The 19,053-nt window shown below is 62.3% G+C and carries 17 protein-coding genes and 2 tRNA genes; 9 read left to right on the forward strand and 10 right to left on the reverse strand.

Translation table 11 applies throughout. The features are described 5' to 3' along the window. Complete coding sequence (locus tag Q0K00_RS00280) at nucleotides 1–732, forward strand: class I SAM-dependent methyltransferase (protein ID WP_297226560.1); 732 nt, start codon at nucleotides 1–3, stop codon at nucleotides 730–732. 69 nt (nucleotides 733–801) lie between these two features. Here the strand turns inward: Q0K00_RS00280 and Q0K00_RS00285 are convergent, their stop codons facing one another. The 3 genes from Q0K00_RS00285 to Q0K00_RS00295 form a co-directional block, all read right to left on the reverse strand. Next, the gene (locus Q0K00_RS00285) at nucleotides 802–1,188 is read right to left on the reverse strand and encodes a cupin domain-containing protein (RefSeq protein WP_297226561.1); all 387 of its coding nucleotides are present in this window, start codon (nucleotides 1,186–1,188) and stop codon (nucleotides 802–804) included. A gap of 42 nt (nucleotides 1,189–1,230) precedes the next feature. Next, on the reverse strand, nucleotides 1,231–1,671 hold the full coding sequence (locus Q0K00_RS00290) for a MarR family transcriptional regulator (RefSeq protein WP_297226562.1): 441 nt from the start codon (nucleotides 1,669–1,671) through the stop codon (nucleotides 1,231–1,233). Nucleotides 1,672–1,781: 110 nt separating this feature from the next. Beyond that, nucleotides 1,782–2,807: a molybdopterin-binding protein gene (locus Q0K00_RS00295; protein ID WP_366141140.1), complete on the reverse strand. Its 1,026-nt coding sequence runs from the start codon at nucleotides 2,805–2,807 to the stop codon at nucleotides 1,782–1,784. Nucleotides 2,808–2,992: 185 nt separating this feature from the next. Between Q0K00_RS00295 and Q0K00_RS00300 the strand changes: the two genes are divergently transcribed. The 3 genes from Q0K00_RS00300 to Q0K00_RS00310 all read left to right on the forward strand — a co-directional run bounded on the left by Q0K00_RS00300 (nucleotide 2,993) and on the right by Q0K00_RS00310 (nucleotide 5,733). Then, a complete protein-coding gene (locus tag Q0K00_RS00300) occupies nucleotides 2,993–3,511 on the forward strand; it encodes a DVU3141 family protein (RefSeq protein WP_297226564.1) in 519 nt (172 codons plus the stop codon). A gap of 106 nt (nucleotides 3,512–3,617) precedes the next feature. After that, the gene (locus tag Q0K00_RS00305; protein ID WP_297226565.1) at nucleotides 3,618–5,180 is read left to right on the forward strand and encodes an SLBB domain-containing protein; all 1,563 of its coding nucleotides are present in this window, start codon (nucleotides 3,618–3,620) and stop codon (nucleotides 5,178–5,180) included. A 196-nt stretch (nucleotides 5,181–5,376) separates the two neighbouring features. Continuing rightward, on the forward strand, nucleotides 5,377–5,733 hold the full coding sequence (locus tag Q0K00_RS00310; protein ID WP_297226566.1) for a hypothetical protein: 357 nt from the start codon (nucleotides 5,377–5,379) through the stop codon (nucleotides 5,731–5,733). Nucleotides 5,734–6,113: 380 nt separating this feature from the next. Here Q0K00_RS00310 and Q0K00_RS00315 read toward each other — a convergent pair whose 3' ends face one another. After that, nucleotides 6,114–8,297, reverse strand: a complete 2,184-nt coding sequence (locus Q0K00_RS00315; protein WP_297226567.1) for a heavy metal translocating P-type ATPase — start codon at nucleotides 8,295–8,297, stop codon at nucleotides 6,114–6,116. Between the two features lie 426 nt (nucleotides 8,298–8,723). Here Q0K00_RS00315 and Q0K00_RS00320 point away from each other — a divergent pair, with 426 nt between their 5' ends. Continuing rightward, on the forward strand, nucleotides 8,724–9,239 hold the full coding sequence (locus Q0K00_RS00320) for a Cd(II)/Pb(II)-responsive transcriptional regulator (RefSeq protein WP_297226568.1): 516 nt from the start codon (nucleotides 8,724–8,726) through the stop codon (nucleotides 9,237–9,239). 85 nt (nucleotides 9,240–9,324) lie between these two features. On the opposite strand, the gene Q0K00_RS00325 is transcribed toward Q0K00_RS00320, so the two are convergent. From Q0K00_RS00325 to Q0K00_RS00350, 6 genes are all read right to left on the reverse strand, one after another. Further along, nucleotides 9,325–10,035 (reverse strand): DUF533 domain-containing protein, encoded by a 711-nt coding sequence (locus Q0K00_RS00325; RefSeq protein ID WP_297226569.1) that lies wholly within the window; start codon nucleotides 10,033–10,035, stop codon nucleotides 9,325–9,327. Between the two features lie 528 nt (nucleotides 10,036–10,563). Next, nucleotides 10,564–10,639, reverse strand: a tRNA-Asn gene (locus Q0K00_RS00330). A gap of 489 nt (nucleotides 10,640–11,128) precedes the next feature. Next, a tRNA-Asn gene (locus Q0K00_RS00335) sits at nucleotides 11,129–11,204 on the reverse strand. 68 nt (nucleotides 11,205–11,272) lie between these two features. Continuing rightward, on the reverse strand, nucleotides 11,273–11,941 hold the full coding sequence (locus Q0K00_RS00340; protein WP_297226570.1) for an epoxyqueuosine reductase QueH: 669 nt from the start codon (nucleotides 11,939–11,941) through the stop codon (nucleotides 11,273–11,275). Next, the gene (locus Q0K00_RS00345; protein WP_297226571.1) at nucleotides 11,926–13,875 is read right to left on the reverse strand and encodes an Rne/Rng family ribonuclease; all 1,950 of its coding nucleotides are present in this window, start codon (nucleotides 13,873–13,875) and stop codon (nucleotides 11,926–11,928) included. Before Q0K00_RS00345 ends, Q0K00_RS00340 begins: the two co-directional genes overlap by 16 nt. A 1,078-nt stretch (nucleotides 13,876–14,953) precedes the next feature. Beyond that, entirely contained in the window at nucleotides 14,954–15,649 is a 696-nt protein-coding gene (locus Q0K00_RS00350) for a metallophosphoesterase (RefSeq protein WP_297226572.1), read from the reverse strand. 70 nt (nucleotides 15,650–15,719) lie between these two features. On the opposite strand from Q0K00_RS00350, the gene Q0K00_RS00355 reads away from it, so the two are divergent. From Q0K00_RS00355 to Q0K00_RS00370, 4 genes are read left to right on the forward strand one after another with little or no spacing between them, the layout of a single operon-like run. Next, nucleotides 15,720–16,340, forward strand: coding sequence for a 5-formyltetrahydrofolate cyclo-ligase (locus tag Q0K00_RS00355; protein ID WP_297226573.1), 621 nt, complete (start codon nucleotides 15,720–15,722; stop codon nucleotides 16,338–16,340). After that, nucleotides 16,331–17,083, forward strand: a complete 753-nt coding sequence (locus Q0K00_RS00360; RefSeq protein ID WP_297226574.1) for a polyphenol oxidase family protein — start codon at nucleotides 16,331–16,333, stop codon at nucleotides 17,081–17,083. The genes Q0K00_RS00355 and Q0K00_RS00360 overlap by 10 nt, the downstream gene beginning before the upstream one ends. Nucleotides 17,084–17,117: 34 nt before the next feature. Continuing rightward, nucleotides 17,118–18,158, forward strand: coding sequence for an iron ABC transporter permease (locus Q0K00_RS00365; RefSeq protein ID WP_297226575.1), 1,041 nt, complete (start codon nucleotides 17,118–17,120; stop codon nucleotides 18,156–18,158). Next, the gene (locus tag Q0K00_RS00370) at nucleotides 18,158–19,030 is read left to right on the forward strand and encodes an ABC transporter ATP-binding protein (RefSeq protein WP_297226576.1); all 873 of its coding nucleotides are present in this window, start codon (nucleotides 18,158–18,160) and stop codon (nucleotides 19,028–19,030) included. The genes Q0K00_RS00365 and Q0K00_RS00370 overlap by 1 nt, the downstream gene beginning before the upstream one ends. Nucleotides 19,031–19,053: the final 23 nt, after the last annotated feature.

Below are 19,053 nucleotides of genomic sequence, written 5' to 3' on the forward strand. Positions count from 1 at the left end.
GTGCTCATCCCACTGTTATCTTATGTGATGGACCGACTGCCTTTCGGCAATGCGCTGGAGGGAATCTCCCCCGCCATGTTGAAGGACTTCATGCGCAGGACGAAAGCGCCGCACTGGCATGAATACGCCATCCGGCAACGGCAGTGGCGCCGCCATGCCTGCACGGCCTGTCGCTGGCTCTGCGGCGTCCTGCCGCGTGATGCCGCCGTTTTTGAGCCGGGCTGCGGCAGCGCCGCCAATCTTCTCTGGCTGGGACAGAAGGGATTTCACAGGCTGTCCGGTTCGGACATCTCGGCCGAAGCGCTGGAACTGGGCGTCCAGCTGGCGGGTAGCCTGCATCTGCCGCTTGAGGTCTGGCATGACGACGCCCTGCACCCGTTACGCCTGCCGCAGCAGCTGGACGGCATCCTTTCCGTCAACTGGCTGTACCACATCCCTGGCGTGGATCTTGGCGATTTCCTGCGGCGCTACAGGTCCGCCCTCAAGCCGGGCGGTTACCTTGCCTGCGACATGGTGACCCGCCATTATGACCGCGTGCCGGGCAACCAGTGGCATTCCGATGACGGAAATCTGCCTGAAGAACAGCGCCGCCCCTCGGAATACACGCTGCGGCTCGATCCCGAAGAGGTGCGGCAACTGGCGGAACAGAACGGCTACCGCCTCGTGCGCTCCACCTGCTTCGTGCTGAGCCGCCCGCAGCGCGCCGTCTACCTCCTGCGGCGCGAACCATAAGTGTACGGCGGGAAAAGCAAGCGCTCTCCCCGCCGTACACGCACAAGATACACCGGCCGGATGGTCAGCCTATAACCAGCTGGGTTTCGGACCATCCTGCAGCACGACGGCATCGGACTGCGTGAAGTTGCCGAGGCTGCCCGCTCGAACCTGGATACACACATAGCGCAGCGGGCTGTCCCCGGCTGCCCGCAGGCAGCGCAGTCCCTGCGGGTCGATGCGGAAGCAGTCTCCCCGGCGTATCACGACTTCCTCGCCATCAACGTACAACTGGCCTGAACCGTCCAAGACAAGATAGATCTCTTCATTCTCCGTATGGGCATGAACAAAGGGGATGCTCACGCCGGCCGGGAGGGTATTGCAGGAGATCTCGGCTCCTGTGAGGTGCAGCAACTGATGGAGTTCGCTACGACCTTCGCCCATGTCGATGCTGGCAAGCAGATAGTGTGACATCATGTTCTCCTTTAGTTCGATATCGAACTTTAAACGTAAAAAAAATTACCTCTCCAGACACTGGACAAGAAGCTTGTCCAGCATGTCCAGCTCCTGCGGCGCAAGGCGCTCGGCAAGCAACTGCTCCAGCCCCGCAGACACCCTGTCGAAAACCGGGCGGAGCGCTTCTCCATACGGGGTCAGGCATACGCGCACGCTGCGGGAATCCCGCCCATCCGGCACCCGCTCCACAAAGCCGCCTTGCTCCAGCTTTTCCACCAGCGCGGTCACCGTGGATTTGCTGCGGCGCACCCGGCGGGCCAGCTCGCTCATAGGGCAGGCATCCTGCGCAAGCAAACAGGCCAGGATATCACCATGACTCGGAGCCAGCCCCGTCAACCCGGCGCTTTGCAATTCGGCCTGGATATAGGCGTTGCCCATTTCGCGCAGGCGGGAGGCATTGGCAAAGATGGAACGGTATGTCATGGCGTCCATATAATTCGACATCGAATTATTGTCAACGACTTTCCGCTCTGAAAAAGGCCCTCCGAACGCGCAAGCGCCCGCATCACAAGATACGGGCACTTACGGGATACGGAAAATTTTATTTTTTTCGTCTACTTGCCGAACGGACACACCGGATAGCGGCACTGCGGACAACCGGAGCAAAAGCCGCCATGCCCAAGCGCCGCGATGTCTTCCGTGCGTATATCCAGCCCGGCCAGCAGACGCGGCACCATCAGCTCAAAGATGCTGGCCTTGTGGTACATGACGCAGCCCGGCAGCCCCAGCACCGGGATACGCCTGCCTCCCATCTCCAGAAAAGCCAGCAGGAACATGGCCCCGGGGTAGACCGGCGCGCCGTAGGTCACGATCTGCGCTCCCGTGGCTCGGATGGAGGCGGGCGTCCTGTCGTCGGGGTCAACGGACATGCCGCCCGTCACGACGACCATGTCCGCGCCCTGGGCCACAAAATCCGTGATGGCCGCCGAGGTCATGGCCTCGTCATCGCTGGTGAGAGTCTGCCCCAGCACCGTACAGCCCAGATCGGCAAACTTCTGGCGCAGCACCGGCCCGAAAGCATCCTTGATGCGGCCGCTGTAGATCTCGCTGCCCGTCGTCACGATGCCCACGGCAGCGGCGGCCAGCGGATGCACCCGCAGCACCGGCGAGCTGACCAGCTCTTCCAGACGGCACAGACGGGACTCCTCGATCATGAGCGGCACCACACGGGTCCCGGCCACATCCTGTCCGGCTTCCACAAGCCGCATGGTGTGCAAGGTGGCCAGCGTGATCTCCCCTATGCCATTGATGGCGGTCAGCGTGGGCACATCCACTTCCAGGATGCCGCGACAGTCCGCCGAAAAGTTGATGCGCCCCTCCTTTGGTTCGCTCAGGCGCAGGTGCGGACCGCAGACCGCCGCGGCAATACGGGCGGCGGCATCATTTTCATGCACCATCCCCGGGCAGGGCGCATAGACGTAGAGGTGTTCCTTGCCCACATCCAGCAGGGTAGCGATATCCTCCTCGCGTACCACATGCCCCTTGCGAAACACCGGTCCCTTGCTTTCGCCGGGCACGATGCGGGTAATGTCATGACAAAGCACCGTCCCGACGGCATCCCGCACATCAATGATCTTCATATCCAGTTTAGCCATGCATCCTCCGAAAGAGCGCCCTCCCGGCGCAGAGGACATCTTAATCCATTGCCGCCAAAGCGCAAGCCCGGCGGTCATGCGGATACGCCCGACACACCGTACGCACATTGACAGCGACGGTAATCTTTGCAAGATGAATCTGGCGGGCAAAGACCCGCAAGGAGCCCTTCATGAAAAATGCTGCCCTTTTGCTTGCCCTGTCCCTGACGGTCCCTTTGACGGGCTGTTTCGGCGGAGAAAGCACGCCGCCTCCGCCGCCGCCCGGCCCGGTGGAGAGCTTTCTGATCAATGCCGCGCCGGGCGCCAGCACCACGGTGGATGATCCCCAGTTCGGCCCGCAAGTTCATGTACTGCTTGAAGACAACTTCATCTCCGCGTCGGGCGAGGATTGTCGCCGTGCCACCGTGCGCAGTCAGCGGCAGGAGGCCGAAGTGGTCGTCATCTGCCGGGACGGCCAGGGCGTCTGGCGTCTGGCCCCCCGCGTCTGGGGGCAGGGACTGACGCCGCCCCCCGCGGAAAAGGCCGCCCCGCAGGCAAAGCAGAACACGCCCGCCCCGACGGCGACCGAACAACCGGCAACTCGTCCGGCGGCAACGGATACGACGGCGCGACCTGCCGCTGAGACGGCTTCCGGCGCTCCGGCGGCGGCCAAGGACGACGGCGCGGAAAGCCCGGTCTCGTCTCTGTAGGCCGATCTCCTCTTTTCCATAACGTTCCTCTTTCTCTCCCTGTTTTGCCCGTAGGGCAGGGGAGAGGAAGTTCCTTGAGCCTTTCCCAGAAGCAAGGAATCATGTCATGAATCGTCCTCTTCTTTTTGCAGCGCTTTTGCTGCTGTCTCTGCTGTTCTGGCAACAGGACGCGCAAGCAGCGGATGCGCCGACGCCTTATGGGGCCAATCTCTTTCAGGGAAATTTCAGCAAGGAAAGCAAAAGTGGTCAGGTCATGCCTGGTGACCGCATCGTCCTGCGTCTCTGGGGCGGTCCGCTCACAGTGGATACCACGCTTACCGTGGATGCCAATGGGCATGTCGCCATCCCCGAAGTCGGTGATATGCTGGTGGCGGGGCTGGCCTATGACAAGCTGACGGACGCCCTGCGCAGCAAGCTGGCCGCATCGGGCCATGCGGACAGTCAGATCTATGTGGCTCCGCTGGACAATCAGCCCGTTTCGGTCTTCATCACCGGCAACGTGGTACGGCCCGGGCGCTACAGCGGCACCCCCAACGATACGGTACTGAGTTTTCTGGACAAGGCCGGCGGTATCGACCCGCAGCGCGGCAGCTATCGCCGTATCCAGCTCAATCGCGGCGGACGCACCTTGCAGGAATTCGACCTCTACCCCTTCGTGCAACGCGGGCAGCTGCCGGGCGTACGCTTCATGGACAACGACACGCTGGTCGTGCTGGACAAGGGACCAGCGGTCAGCGTTGCCGGTGCGGTGCGCAACAGCGCCCTGTTCGAGCTGCGTGACGGACAGACCAGCGGCAAGGATCTCCTCAAGCTTGCCGAACCGGACAATACCGCCAGCCACATCGCCCTCAAGGGCATACGCAACGGCAGTCCCTACAATACGTATCTGCCGCTGCGCGAGCTGGCCTCGCTGCCGCTGCAGGACGGCGACAGCCTGACCTTCATGGCCGACAACCCCGGCAGCACCATTTCCGTGCAAGTACAGGGGGCGGTGCGCGGGGCGCGCAGCTTTCCCGTGCGCCGCGGCGCACGGCTGGCCGAAGTGCTGAACTTCATCGCCGTGGAACCGGGACGGGCCAATATCGACGCCATCCACATCAAGCGCAAGAGCGTGGTGCAGCAGCAGAAAAAGGCGCTTGCCGACAGTCTGCACCGTCTGGAGGAGACCGCCCTTACCGCGTCCTCTTCCAGCTCCGAGGAGACCCAGATCCGCGCCAAGGAAGCGGAGATGATCACCAAGTTCGTGGAACGGGCCAAGGCCGTGGAGCCGGAAGGCATCGTGGTGCTGGGCCGCGGCGACAAGGTGGGGGATCTCACGCTGGAGGACGGCGACATCATCGTCATCCCCGCCAAGAGCGATGTGGTGCTGGTCAACGGGGAAGTCATGATCCCGCAGGCCATGCTCTGGAACGAGGACAACGACCTTGCCGACTACATCAAGGGGGCGGGCGGCTACAACAGCCGTGCCGACCGCGCCCATGTGCTGGTCATGCGCCAGAACGGTTCCGTCTCCGGGGACACGGACGACATCCGGCCCGGCGATCAGATCCTGGTGCTGCCCAAGGTGGAATCCAAAAACATGCAAGCCGTCAAGGACGTCTCCACCGTGCTCATGCAGGTGGCCGTCTCGGCGGGTACCGTGCTCGGCCTGAGCTCGCTGCTCAACTAGAGCATTTTTGGTTTGAAACGCAAAACGTTTCAAACCATACGGCCTGTCGTTTCGCGGGAAAAACGCGGTTTTCCGCTCACTTTGGGCCGGGCGGCAAGGCAAAATGCTCCAGGGCCTGTTTTCCGGCGAGAACAGAAAGGGAGAACGGATATACGCGCCGTTCTCCCTTTTTTGACCGCCAAAGGAGGAAAAATTCATGTTCTCGTTGAAGTCTCTTCCCTTCCCGGGCGGACGGATATCGGGTAAGCGCCTGCTCTGGCTGCTGTTCTGCGGCTTCCTGACACTGATGTTTACCGGGGAGATCTGGAACGTCTGCGCACGGCCGGAGGAATACGCCCCACTGTGGGGCTCGGAGGCGGCAAGCGCCTTCTGGCAATATGCCTCCCGTGAGATCTATGTCCTTTACACGGCTGCGCTGTCCATCTGGTTCCTGGCAGGCGTGGGGCTTGCTCTCTGGCGTCGCCCTGCCGGGCGCAGATTCCTTCAGGCACATGTCGTCCTGAGCCTGCTCTGGCTGGTCTACACCATGTTGCAGAACAGGGAGATCTTCTAGGGCCTGTCAACATAAATTCTACAAATCATTTCGATAGATAAGGTAAGTCATCCATACAAACTCCGCTTGCCCTCAGGGGACGGGGTTGCCTCGTCCTCCGTATCCTCCCCTGATAAAAGCGCGCTGGGGAAGGGATGGGGGGCTTTGGGGGAAGGGGAACCCCTCCCGCGCTGGCGGCGACCGAAAGGCGGCCCGAAGGGCCGTGCCTGTTAGGCGACGCAGGAGCCTTACAGGCATCGACAGCAGAGCGAGGGGTTCCCCTTCCCCCAAACGGGCCGTGCCTGTCGCCTTACGGACATCGACAGCAGCGCGAGGGGTTTCCCTTCCCCTTGTCTATGGAAATGCATCATAGCGCGCCGACGGCAGACGAGACGGCCCGCCTACAAACGGCGGGCCCGCAGGCCGTTGGCCACCACGATGAGCGAGGTGCCCACGTCGGCAAAGACGGCCAACCACATGCTGGCCTGTCCGCTGAAGGTCAGGGCAAGAAAGATCGCCTTGACGCCTACGGCCAGCACGATATTCTGCACGATGATATGATAGACGGCGCGGGAAAGTCGGATGAAACGGGGGATCTTGCGCAGATCGTCGTCCATGAGGGCAACGTCCGCCGTCTCGATGGCCGTGTCCGTCCCCCCGGCCGCCATGCCGAAACCGATATGGGCACAGGCCAGCGCGGGCGCGTCGTTGATGCCGTCACCCGCCATACCCACAGGGCTCTTGCGGCCCAGCTCCCGCACGATCCGCTCCTTGTCGTCCGGCAGCAGCTGGGCATGGACGGCATCCACCCCCGCCGCGCGGCCGATGGCTTCCGCTGTGTGCGGATTGTCCCCGGTCAGCATGACGGTAGTGACGCCCAGGTCACGCAGTTCCCGCACGGCCTCGACGCTGCCGGGACGGAGCGTATCCGCCACGGCAAAGAGAGCCAGCACCTCATCGTCAGCGTGCAGGGCCACCACGCTCTTTCCCGCCTTTTCCAGCGCCGTTATCCGTTCTTCCAAAGCAGGGGAGAGCAGCTTCTTTTCCGCCAACATGCGCCTGTTGCCCAGCGCAAGGCCACGGCCGCCGATACGCCCGCGTATGCCCCGTCCCGGCACGGCGGCGACATCTTCCACTTCGGCAAGGGCGGATTGCGGCAGGGCCGAGGCCGTGACGATGGCCCGTGAGACGGGATGATCCGAGCGCACGGCCAGACTGGCGGCCAACATCCGGCATTCTTCCTCGCCAAGGGGACCGCAGGTAAGGAAGTCCGTCTGTTGCGGCCTGCCGTGGGTCAGCGTCCCTGTCTTGTCCAACGCCAGCTGACGCAGCTGGCGTCCCTTTTCCAGAAAGACGCCGCCCTTGATCAGTATGCCGTGGCGACTCGCCGCCGCAAGTCCGCTGACGATGCTGACCGGCGTGGAAATGACCAACGCACACGGGCAGCCGATGACGAGCAGCACCAGCGCCATATATACGGCATCCGCCCAGCCGGATAGCCCCAAAAGGGGCGGCAGACAAGCCGTCAACACAGCCAGCAGAAAAATGGCGGGCGTATAGTAACGGGCAAAGCTGTCCACCAGTCGTTGCAGGGGAGCGCGCGTGGCTTGCGCTTTTTCCACAGCCTCGATGATACGCGCCAGCGTGGATGCCGAGGCCGGGGCCGTACTTTCCATGATGAAGGAGCCGGACGTATTGATGGTCCCGGCATAGACCGGATCGCCCGCCGTCTTTTCCACCGGCAGACTTTCGCCGGTAATGGGAGCCTGGTTGATGGCGGAATGCCCTTCGACGATCTGTCCGTCAAGAGCGATCTTTTCCCCGGGAGCCACACGCACGCGGCTGTGCGGCGCTATGTCGCGCGCCTCCATCCTTTGCCATGTGCCGTCCGCCTGTTGCACGAGGGCGGTTTCCGGCGCAAGGGCCAGCAGTTCTCCTATGGCGTTGCGCGCCCGCTCCAGCGCCTGGGCTTCCAGCGCTTCGGAAAGATTGAAAAGCACCATGACCATGGCCGCTTCGGGGAAATGTCCGATGCAGACAGCCCCGGTCACGGCAACAGACATGAGCGCATTGATGTTCAGATTCCCGTTACGCACGGACAACCAGCCCTTGCGGTAGGTAGTCAGACCGGATACGGCAATGGCCGCCAGCGCGCACAGCAGGGCGACCACCTCCGGCAGGCTCCAGCCCCCCGGCCACAGGGGCGTTATCGTGACCGCAGCCTGTGCGCGCCACATCTCGAACAGTTCAGCGGCTTCGGAGAGAGCCGCCAGCCCCCCGGCCAGCAAAAGACGCTTCCAGGGGATGGACGCGGCAGGCAGAGCGTCCCTCCCTCGCGCCGTCGCGCCTGCTTCAAGACGCTGCGGCTCCATGTCGATGTCCCGCAGAGCCTGTTCAATCCCCTCAGTGGACGGCAGCTCATGATGCACCGTCAGCACCCGCTGCATCAGGTTGAACTCCAGCCCCGTGATCCCCGACAGGGAAGAGAGCTTTTTCCTGATCAGCGCCTCTTCCGTGGGACAATCCATGTTCAGGATGCGGTACAGGACGCAGGTGTCCGAGATCATGCTTGCCACAGTCTCCATATCAGGCTCTTCCGGTAAACTGTGGCCGCAACAACAATGTTCATGGGCATGAGGGTGCGCATGTCCCCCGGCAGGCCGGGATTCAACCGGGATTGCCTTCGCGGAAAGCGTGTCTGCCGCGGTATCCCGACAGCAGGAGCAGGAAGAAAGGATTTCAGCCATAGCGGACTCCAGAGAATACAGCCCACCGTCTCCGGCGGACTGGGGTTGATGACATCTCCCCCTGTTGCATGGCATACTTTCCGACAGGGGGGACCCCCGCCGCTCATCCGATGGCCATACGCGGAAAGCAGCACGTGAACGACAGGAGATATGACAAGCCTACTCCCTCGAGCAGGTAGAGGGTCAAGCCCTTTTTCTCTTTTTTATGGAAGCGCAATAACAAAGGACGGGAGAGGGGAAAGCCGCAGCAGCATGGAGGAAAAAATGGCGTACAAAATCGGCGAGCTGGCCCGTCATGTCGGTTGTCGTGTCGTCACTATCCGTTATTACGAAAAGGAGGGTCTGCTTCGTTCGCCCGAACGCACGGCAGGCAATTACCGTCTTTATGATGAAACGGATGTCGAACGCCTGCGCTTCATCCGCCAGTGCCGTCTGCATGGCATGGCTCTCCACGAGATACGCGAGCTCCTCTCCTTTCAGGATCAACCCCGACAAAGCTGCGACTGGATCACAGCTCTGGTGCAGCGTCATCTGGTCAATGTGGATACGCAGATCGCCGCGCTGACACATTTACGCGAGCATCTTGCCTCGCTGCTCCATGCCTGCACAGGAGGCCGGGCGGCCGACTGCGGCATCCTTGCCCAATTGCGCAAGGGAGAAACGTGCAGCCGCTGCGAACAGATGCAACAGCAACAGGAAGCGGCGGCAAGCGCCAGAAAGTCGGGCACGGCGGAGGATCCCCCGACGGTCGGTTCCGAAAAGAAAACAACGTCCGCATGATCCCTGCTTGCTGCGACGCAGAAAAACGAAAAGCCGGAGAGAACTCCGGCTTTTCAAATGGCTTGTCCGTCCTTGCCAAGGATGATCAGGCGGTGACGGCAAGTTGCTGTTTGGCTTGGACGGCTTCCAGCTCCAGAGCATCCTTCCGCTGTGGCAGGATATGCAGTGCCTGGGCAAGGCCGTCAAGGTAGCTGCGCTCCATGAAGTGGTCGATATCCACGATGAGGCAGGAGAGACGGTAGAGATCTTCTCCCTGTTCGACGGAACAGACCTGCGCCGCCAGCACTGCCGGATTGATGGGTTCGTTCAGCAGGGCGTTGATCAGCGGCCCGGCGTCCTGTCCGGGGAACATTTGGGCGACCATCTTGGAAATGCGCTCCTGCTCGGTGGCATCGATATGCCCGTCGGCGCGAGCGGCAAAGATCATGGCCCGCAAGAGCAGCATGGCCGTGGGGTCATTGGCCCCCGCCACGGGACCCGCCGGAGCAGCGGCGGGCTGCGCCATCCCGAAACTGGCGGCCGCCTGTTGCGTCGCTGTCCCCTGATCCTTCTTTTCCGACCATTTCTTGTAGAAGTTCCACGCCACAGCGCCAGCGCCCACGAGCGCCGCGTTCTGGAGCATATCTTTGGAAAGCACGGAGCCCAAAAGGGCACCAAGAGCACCAGCACCCAGCAGGCCACCCATGCCGCCGGGCGCATTTTTAGTCAGATCGCTTGCGCCGCTCTTGGCCTTGTCCGCCAGAGAACCGAGGGTCGCGCCCCAGTCCTTGCCTTTGATGATATCAAAAAGTGACATATTTGTTTACCTCTGAAAAATTGGGGGATGACAGTATGGGATATCATATTAGACTGACGGCATGTCCTGTCAAGGCAGGGCAGACGGAAGAGGAGGCTTGTCACCAAAATGTCACATTGAGCCAGAGCGTACCGACATAAATTTTACAACCATTTCAATAGATAAGATGAATTTATCATACGCGCCACGCTTGCTTTGGCTGAGCGCTTGTCTCAAGCATCGTCTTTTCTCTGATAAAAACGCACTGCGAAAGGATGGGAGGCTTGGAAAAAGAACGTCGAGAACGCCTTTTCTCACTTCGCTTAGGCCTGTTAACAGGAGGGAGGTCCCCCATCCCTTCCTCAGCACGCTTTTACCGAGGAAGAGTCCGGGACACGAGGCGACCCCGCCCCCAAAACAAACGGAGTGTGTACAGTTTATTGTCTTATTTTTTGTGTTGTCACGACCTAAATCCATATTGTTGCCGTGTGTCGGCATATCCAAAAGGAAAAAGCCTCTGCACTTTTCAGTACAGAGGCTTTGCTTCCGTGGCTCCCCGAGACGGACTTGAACCGCCAACCTAGTGATTAACAGTCACCCGCTCTGCCGATTGAGCTATCGGGGAATGTCGAACTGACGAAGACTCTTTTATGTGATACCGCCCCATCTGTCAAGAAAAAACATATTTTTTCTTTGACGCAGGCAGGATAGATGAGCGTTTTGCCCGTGGAAACGGCATCGTTTTCGTGGGGCAAGGCGCAGGAACGGATTAGAAAAAAACGGACAAATCTGCCCCTCTATGTCACGGCGACACTTTTCCGGTACCAGCGTCCTACAAAAAGGCAGCTTCGCGAAAAGATGGGATGATGCGACCTCAAAAGTTCGCTTGCACAAAGCAGTACAGCCCGCAGAGGGCTGGCCTTGTGTTACGCGCCTATTTCAAAATGCGAGGCGGCGGGGGGCACAGCGGACCCGGCCAAAACCAGGCGGAAAAACCGCGCTTTTCCCGCGAAACGCCAGGCCGTATGGTTTGTCAAACTGAAAAGGCTCTAGACCTCCAAAAAACATAAAGGAAAAAGCCTCTGCACTTTTCAGTACAGAGGCTTTGCTTCCGTGGCTCCCCGAGACGGACTTGAACCGCCAACCTAGTGATTAACAGTCACCCGCTCTGCCGATTGAGCTATCGGGGAATGTCGAACTGACAAAGATGCTTGTACGCGCCTTTCCTCCTGCGGTCAAGAAAAAAATTTTCTTTTTCTCAGATCTGTCCGCCTGACGCCACCAGCCGCTGCCATTTCTTGTGGTAGCGTTCCGCCTCACTGTAGACGCAGCCGCAGTACGGCTGCCGGTAAACTCCCCAAGATTTGGAAACGTCGATACCGGCCTGCCAGTCCGTGCGGAAATCCTGATAGACGAAGCGCGGCCCTGCCGCCGATACCGTTTCCGCCTCCGCCGCAGGGGCGGGGAGTGCCTCCGGCAGGACAGCCGGGACATCCAGCCCGCTCAGGCGAAAGCCCGCCGCGGCGATGGCATCATGCGGCTGATAGCGGGAATAGAGCAGGCTGCTGGAAAAATAGGCATAGCCCAACGCGCGGGCAGCGGCATACGTCGCCTCCATCCGGCTGGTGCAACACCAGTGACAGCGTTCCGGCGGCAGGTCGCGCCCGGCCACCTGCCGCAGCCACGCCACGATATCCCACGGAGCATCTTCGTACAGGATGGGGATGCCCAGCCGCTCGGCACATTCCCCGGCGGCCTCACGTCGCCGGAAATACTCGCTCAACGGCTGGGTATTGGGATTCATGAACCAAGCCGTCACCGCATAGCCCGCCTCCTGCAGGCGCTGCACCGGCATGATGGAGCAGGGCCCGCAGCAGACATGCAGGAGCAGACTATTGGCGACAGCCGGCGTTACGGACGCAGACATATCTCGATGCTCTTGCCGAAGCTGTTTTCCATATCGCGCAGAGTGTCCCGCTTGTGGTTGAGCAGATACATGCCCACTTCGGCAGTGGTCTCAAAACGCAGCCGCTCCTCCTGGCAGGAACGCAGCAGGCTGCGCAGCTCGCGCAGGGCCTGCAAGGCCTGCCATTCACGGTTGCGCCGCTGGCCGGTACCGTTACAATGCGGGCAGGGTTCCATGCTGATGGCCAACGCCGAGGAGCCCATGCGCTGTCGCACCAGTTCGAGCAAGCCGAAAGAGCTCATACGGCCAACATCGTGCCGGGCGCGGTCATTCTTCATGGCCGTGCGCAGGGTCTTTTCCACTTCCAGGATATGCTTGCGGTCGCGCATCTCGATGAAGTCGATGACCACCTGCCCGCCGACATCGCGCAGCTTGAGCTGGCGGGCGATGGTTTCCGCCGCTTCCACATTGGTCTTGAAGGCCATGGACTCGAAGTTGACCTTGCCGGAGATCTTGCCGGAGTTGATGTCCACGGCCATGAGAGCTTCCGTCTGGTCAAAGACCAGCCGCCCGCCGGAGGGCAAGGTCACCTCGCGGGAATAGATCTGGTCAAGCTGACGGCGCAGGTTGAAGCGCTCCCACAGGGTATGCCGCGTGTCCGAATGCAGACGCACCAGATCCTTCTTGCGCGGGAAAAGCTGGCTCACCGTATCGCGGATGCTTTCGGCAAGCGCCTCGTTATCCACCCATATCTCGCACACATCGTCGGTCAGGTAATCCCGCACGGCCCGTTCGGGCAAGCCCGGTTCCTCATGGATGAGGGCCGGAGCCGTCACTTCCGTGGCCTTCTTGCGGATATCCTTCCAGACGCGCTTGAGATACTGGAGGTCGCTCCGGAGGATCGTCTTGGTGACCCCCGCGCTCACCGTACGGACGATGACGCCTAATCCCTCGCCGGGATCGATGCCGTTCATCATCTCGCGCAGGCGGGCCCGCTCCTCGTCGTTGTCCACCTTTCGCGAAACGCCGATCTGTTCCTGACCGGGCGTCAGCACGAGGAAGCGTCCGGCCAGCGACAGCCAGGTGGTCAGGAAGGCCCCCTTACTGCCATTAGGCTCCTTGACGACCTGCACGAGCACTTCCTGCCCGGCCTTGAGCACCTTCTGGATGGGCGGATACTTCTTTCCCTTGGCGGGCTCATGGTGGGTCAGCCAATATTCCGGATGCACCTCATCGATCTGCAAAAAGCCGTTCTTGCCCGCGCCATAGCTGACGAAGGCCGCCTGCAGGTTGGTGTCGATATTGTGGATGACGCCCTTATAGATATTTCCCTTGAGCTTTTTCTGATGCAGCATGTCAAGGTAATATTCCAGCAGCACGCCTTCCTCAGTAAGGGCGACCTCCACCTGTTCACCAGGCAAGATGCTGATGAACATGCGCTGACGCCCCGTGGAGGAAGCCGCCTTGGCCTTGACCGCCGCCGCTCGCACGCCGCCCTTCTTGACCGGCTCGGCGCTCTCTCCCCCCTCAGCGACTTCTTCCGCTTCATCGGTGGTAGTAGAGGAAGAGACATCTTCCGCCGTATCGTCACCGGCAAATATCTCGCTCAACGAGGGTGTTTCCGCAGCTTCACCGCCCTGACGGTTCTTGCGGTTGCGTCCACGACCGCCCCGCCGTCCGCGACGGCTCTTGCGGCGGACGCCTTCCTCTTCCCCGGGGACGGAAGAGGAGGCTGCGTCCCCGGCGTCTTCCGCCGCTTCCGTTTCCGACGCTGCGGATACGGGGACCGGCAAAGCTTCCTTCCTCAAAGCGGGGACACGGCTCTTTTCCTGCAGGGCGGGCGGGAGGATATCCTGTTGCTCAAGGGCAAACACCGCCTCCGGTACAGATTCCTGCGCCGCCGTTGCTGTGGCGCTGCCGCGCTTTTTGCCGCGAGCAGGCGTTTTGCCGGGCACAGACGAGGCGCCACCTTCCGCTCCCGCTGGAGCCTCACCGTCAGGAGCTGGCGTATCAGCTGCGTGCTGCCCGTCCGGTCCAGCAGTCTGGCCGTCCGCTACCGTGACGGCTTTTTTTCTGCTGCGTGCCGTGCGTCGGGGAGCGGCCGCGCTTTCTCCAGCGGAGCCGGTCTCCTTTTCTTCTGTAGCTGACGTGGGGGCAGCTATCTCTTCCTGCACAGATCCTTCAGCAGGGGAGGGAGCCGCAGGCTGTGTCCGCTTTCGGGACGTGCGTCCTTTGACGGCGCGTGCCCTGGGTGCGGGAGAAGCATCCCCTTCCGCGCCTCCCGCCTCAGCTGGGGCTACAGCTTCAACGGAAGGATCGGACTCGGCGCCGCCATCTCCGGCAACGGCGGCAGAGCGGCCCTTGCGGCTCTTTCGCGCCGAAGGCGTCTTTGACGGAGCGTCGGGCAGAGAATCAGAAGAAGATGCGGCGGTCTCCGCTTCCCCACCGGGAGCCGTCTCCGCTGCCGCATCATCCGCAGTACGACGGCTGCGGCGCTTGCGCGGGGACGCGGACGCATCGGCAACAGTGTCGCCAGATCGACGAGGACTGCGTGCCGCTGTACGGCGTGAAGAAGATTTTGAGGATTCCGGGGTGTCGGCAGCCGAGGCATCGGCGGGGACAGGGGAGGGAGATGTATCGGCAGCGAGCGTCTCGCTTCCTTCAGGCTTTTCCTGATGGGATGTCATACCATTCCTTATGGGGCTGCTATCCGCAGCCAAAAAAGTTTACAGCCATCGCACGAGCGGAACAGCTGCTCCGCGAGGAAGCGGACACGCCGCAAGGGCTGACCGCGGCTGCGAAAACCCCTTTCTGCCGGAAAGAACCGGCAGGGGCCCGCGCCTGCGTCGAGAGGGCTGTCTGTCAAAAAATCACGCCTGCGCGGAAATAATCCCGGCAGGAAGCGGGGAGCAGGGCATACGGCCCTGCGCCCCGAAAGATATCGTCATCATATCCAAGCCGGCACACGATACCGACCGACTGCCGCAGCGTCCGCAAAAACGGCGAAATGGCCTGAGCCGCGCCCGCAGCCGCTTAGCCTTCCTGCGGATCGAGGCGGCAAAGTTCGGCGGAAAGCTGGCCGTCATTACTGCGCACGACCACATAACCGCCCTGAGCCAGCGCGCCGGGGTTGACAACCAGCGTACGGCCCACGCGGTCAATGGCCCGCGCCTCATGGATATGCCCACAGAGACAAAGCTCCGGCTGGGCCTCTTCCAGAAATTCGCGTACCGCCGTGGACCCCACATGCACGTCACCGGGGATGACGTCACAGGCCGTATCCTTGGGCGGATTATGGGAAACAAGGATGGTGTGCGGATACACGCGCGCCCGCTGCCAGCAGGCATTGAGCCATTCCGAAAAGCTGGCTTCCGGGAATTCGCTGGGCGTCCCGAAGGGGGTGAAGGTCGATCCGCCGACCCCGAACAAGGCGATCTCCGGCGTCAGTTCCTGTACACGGGTATGCAGGTTGCATCCCTTTTCGCTCAGCCAGGCATCCACCTCGGGCCGGTCCATGTTCCCGATCTGTGCCCACACCACAGGGCAGTGCCGCCACAGGACATCCATCACGAGCTCGGCCTGCTTGGCGCCGCCGGTAATGGTCAGATCGCCGGTCACAATGATCCCGTCGGCCTGCGCCAGTTCGGGAATACGGGCAAAGCACGCCGCATCGTCGTGTATATCGCCTACGGCGATCCAGAGATAATCCTGCTTGGGGAGGCTTGGCATGGTCACACTTCCTTTGTTAGGCTTGCAACGCCGAAGAGTGTGCCATATTTTACGCCACAAGGAAAGCACTATGTCCGCCACTTCTTTACCGGAACAGAAAAAAGCCCTGCGTGCCCGGCTGCGGCAGGTCCGCCGGGAGGCCTCCGCCACACAGGGCAGAGAGCTTGCGGCGCGAGCGCACGCGCACCTGCTGGAGTCTCCCCTCTGGCGTCAGGCGCGGACGATCGCCCTTTACGTCTCCCTGCCGGACGAACTGGACACGGCCCCCCTGCTGGACGCCGCCTGGCAGGCGGGCAAGACGCTCTACCTGCCCCGCGTTCGGCAGCAATACGGGCTCATGGACTTTGTGGCGGTACGCGGACGCGAGGAACTACGTCCCGGCCCCTTCCAGTTGCTGGAACCGCTGGACAGCCTGCCGGGCTTCGGGCCGGAAGAGGCGGGAGCGGCCTTCCGGCCGGATATCTTCATCGTGCCGGGACTGGGGTTTGACCGGCAGGGCAGGCGACTGGGCTTCGGCGGCGGCTACTACGACCGCTTCCTTTCCGGCGTGCGCGCACAGGGCGGCGACTCCGGTCCCTGCCCCTTTGTGGGGCTGTGTTATCACTGCCAGCTCCAGGAGACATTGCCCGCGGAGCCGTGGGATGAACGCATGACCCATATCTGTACGGACAGGGAGTGGCTATGTCTGTGAATGTGATCGCCTTCCATTTTCCCGACCTGCCGCAGGTCGGATGCGCTTTCCAGCTGCGACAGGATCCCGTGCCGGATGTCCCCGCTTCCGGCGGCAATATCTCCTTTACCGTGCACGGCGATACGCCGGAAAACGTACTGACCGCACGGCGTGGGCTGGCTGCAAGGCTGCATATCGAACACTGGGCGGAATTGCGGCAGGTGCACGGCGATGGACTCCTTTTTGATCCCGCCCCCGTAGCCGTGGACGCGCAACCTGCAGCGGAAGGAGACGGCATGGCGACCGACAGATCCGATCTGCCCCTGTGCATCAAGACGGCGGACTGTCAGCCCATCCTGCTGGCACATGCTGACGGACGCCACATAGCCGCTCTGCATGTGGGCTGGCGGGGCAACCGCTGCGGCTTCCCGCAGTCGGCCGTACGCCGCTTCTGCGAACGTTACCGACTTTCCCCGCGGGACATCCTGGCCGTGCGCGGGCCAAGTTTGGGACCGGCGCGGGCGGAATTCATCCATTTCGACAGCGAATGGGGAGAGGACTTCCGTCCGTGGTTCCACCCCGGGACCCGTACCATGGACCTCTGGGGCCTGACCCGCCATCAACTGATGGAGGCCGGTCTGCTCCCCGGCAATATCTACGGCGTGGACATCTGTACGGCCAGCAACCCACAGCTCTGTTTTTCCCATCGCCATCATCCGGCTTCCGGGCGACAGGCAAGCTTCATCTGGAGACATGAAGGCTGACGGACTCCGTCGGGTCCGTCCGCCGAGCGCATACATGCTTTACCGCCGTCTTCTGTCCCCCGCCGGTCTGCTTGCCGGCATCATCCTGTTCTGGCTGGCCTCTGTTCCGCTGTCCTGTCTCGGCGGGCCGGTCTCGCTGTCGCTTCCCGAGATCTGGTCCGTCTTTGCCGGGATGGCCGGAATCGGTGAAAGTACCGTGGACGCCGTAGCCCGATCCGTCATCAGTGAGATACGTCTTTCACGGGCCGTGCTGGCCCTGCTGTGCGGCGGAACGCTTGCCGTGGCCGGCGTCGCCTTGCAGGGCGTCCTTCGCAATCCGCTGGCTGACCCTTTCACCCTCGGCATCTCCTCCGGGGCGGCCTGCGGCGCCAGCATCGCCATTGCCCTTGGCGGCTCGCTGGGCCTGACCGTCCGGCTGGGCGCCAACGGCATGAGCCTCATTTCCCTCTGCGCTCTCCTGGGCGCACTGCTGGCGCTGGCCGGCACGCTCTGGCTGGGCAGGGGCGACGGCGGCTTTCGCCGCGAGACGGTCATTCTGGCGGGCATCGCCATGTCGGCCTTCCTGGGGGCGTTGGTGGCCCTCATCAAGGCTCTCAATGAAGAATCCGTCACCAGCATCGTCTTCTGGATCATGGGCAGTCTGCAGGGGCGCGGCTGGCAGGCCCTGCCGCTGCTGCTCCTGACGCTGCTGCCGGGCCTGCTGGCCGTGGCGCTGCACTGGAGGGCACTGGATGTGCTGGCGTTGGGCGACGAACAGGCCGCCCAGGTGGGTCTGCATGTCGGTAGGGCCCGCTTCTGGCTGCTGGCCGGGGCAAGCTGCATGACGGCAGGTTGCGTTGCCGTGACAGGCGTTATAGGTTTTGTGGGGCTTGTGGTGCCGCATCTCTTGCGCCTGCGGCTGGGCGTGCGCCACGCCCCCCTGCTGATCGGCGCTTTTTTCGGTGGTGGGATCCTCCTGCTGTGGGCGGATGTGCTGGCACGCGGCATCCTTGACGGGGGACGGGAACTGCCGGTAGGCGTCGTTACTTCCCTGCTGGGCGGCCCGTTCTTCGGGATCATGCTGCGGAGGCGCTGATGTTGTGCTGCGAACATCTCCACGCAGGCTATCCCGGCCGGGAGGTGCTGCACGACGTCAGCCTGACGGTAACTCCCGGTGAAAGCGTGGCCCTGCTCGGACACAACGGCAGCGGTAAGACGACATTGCTGCGCGTACTCGCCGGGCAGCTTGCTCCCTCTGCCGGACGCGTCCTCCTGCAGGGCAGGGAGCCTGCCTCCCTGCCGCCTCGCGAACGGGCCCGAAGGATAGCCGTCGTCCCCCAGCGTGCGGAATTCTTTCCGTCCCAGAGCGTCCGGGACATGGTGTTGCTGGGGCGCTATGCGCATCTTGGCTGGTGGGGCGTCTATACCGCCCATGACTATGACGTGGCCGATCAGGCACTGCAGAGCGCGGGAGCGCGGGAGCTGGCCCATCGCCGCATGGGCGAACTCTCCGGCGGCGAGGTGCAGCGGGTGATGCTGGCTCGTGCGCTGGCGCAGGAAAGTCGCCTGCTGCTGCTGGACGAACTGGCGGCCGCCCTTGACTGGGCGCGGGTGGTGGAACTCTTTGATCTGCTGGAACAGCGCCGCCGGACCGGCATGGCCATCGTCATGGCCGTGCATGACTGCAGTCTGGCGGCCCAATATGCCACCCGTCTTGTGGGACTCAAACAGGGTCGCGTGCTCTTTGACGGACCGCCGGAGACGGTTTTTACGGAGGAAAATCTCGGTGCCCTTTACGATCTCTCCCTCTGCGTTTTTGCCCATCCACGCAACGGCCTGCCGCAGGCGCTCCCAGCCTGTCCGCACGGCCCGCATCACACGGATCACGAATCTCTGCCGGGTCCCGGTCCTTTGTCTGGGACTGCTGGCGGCCACATGCTGTCTGCCGGGGACTCTCCGTGCGGCTGATGCCGCCGCGACGGTCCCCATCA

The organism is uncultured Desulfovibrio sp., from assembly GCF_944327235.1.
GTDB lineage: Bacteria > Desulfobacterota > Desulfovibrionia > Desulfovibrionales > Desulfovibrionaceae > Desulfovibrio.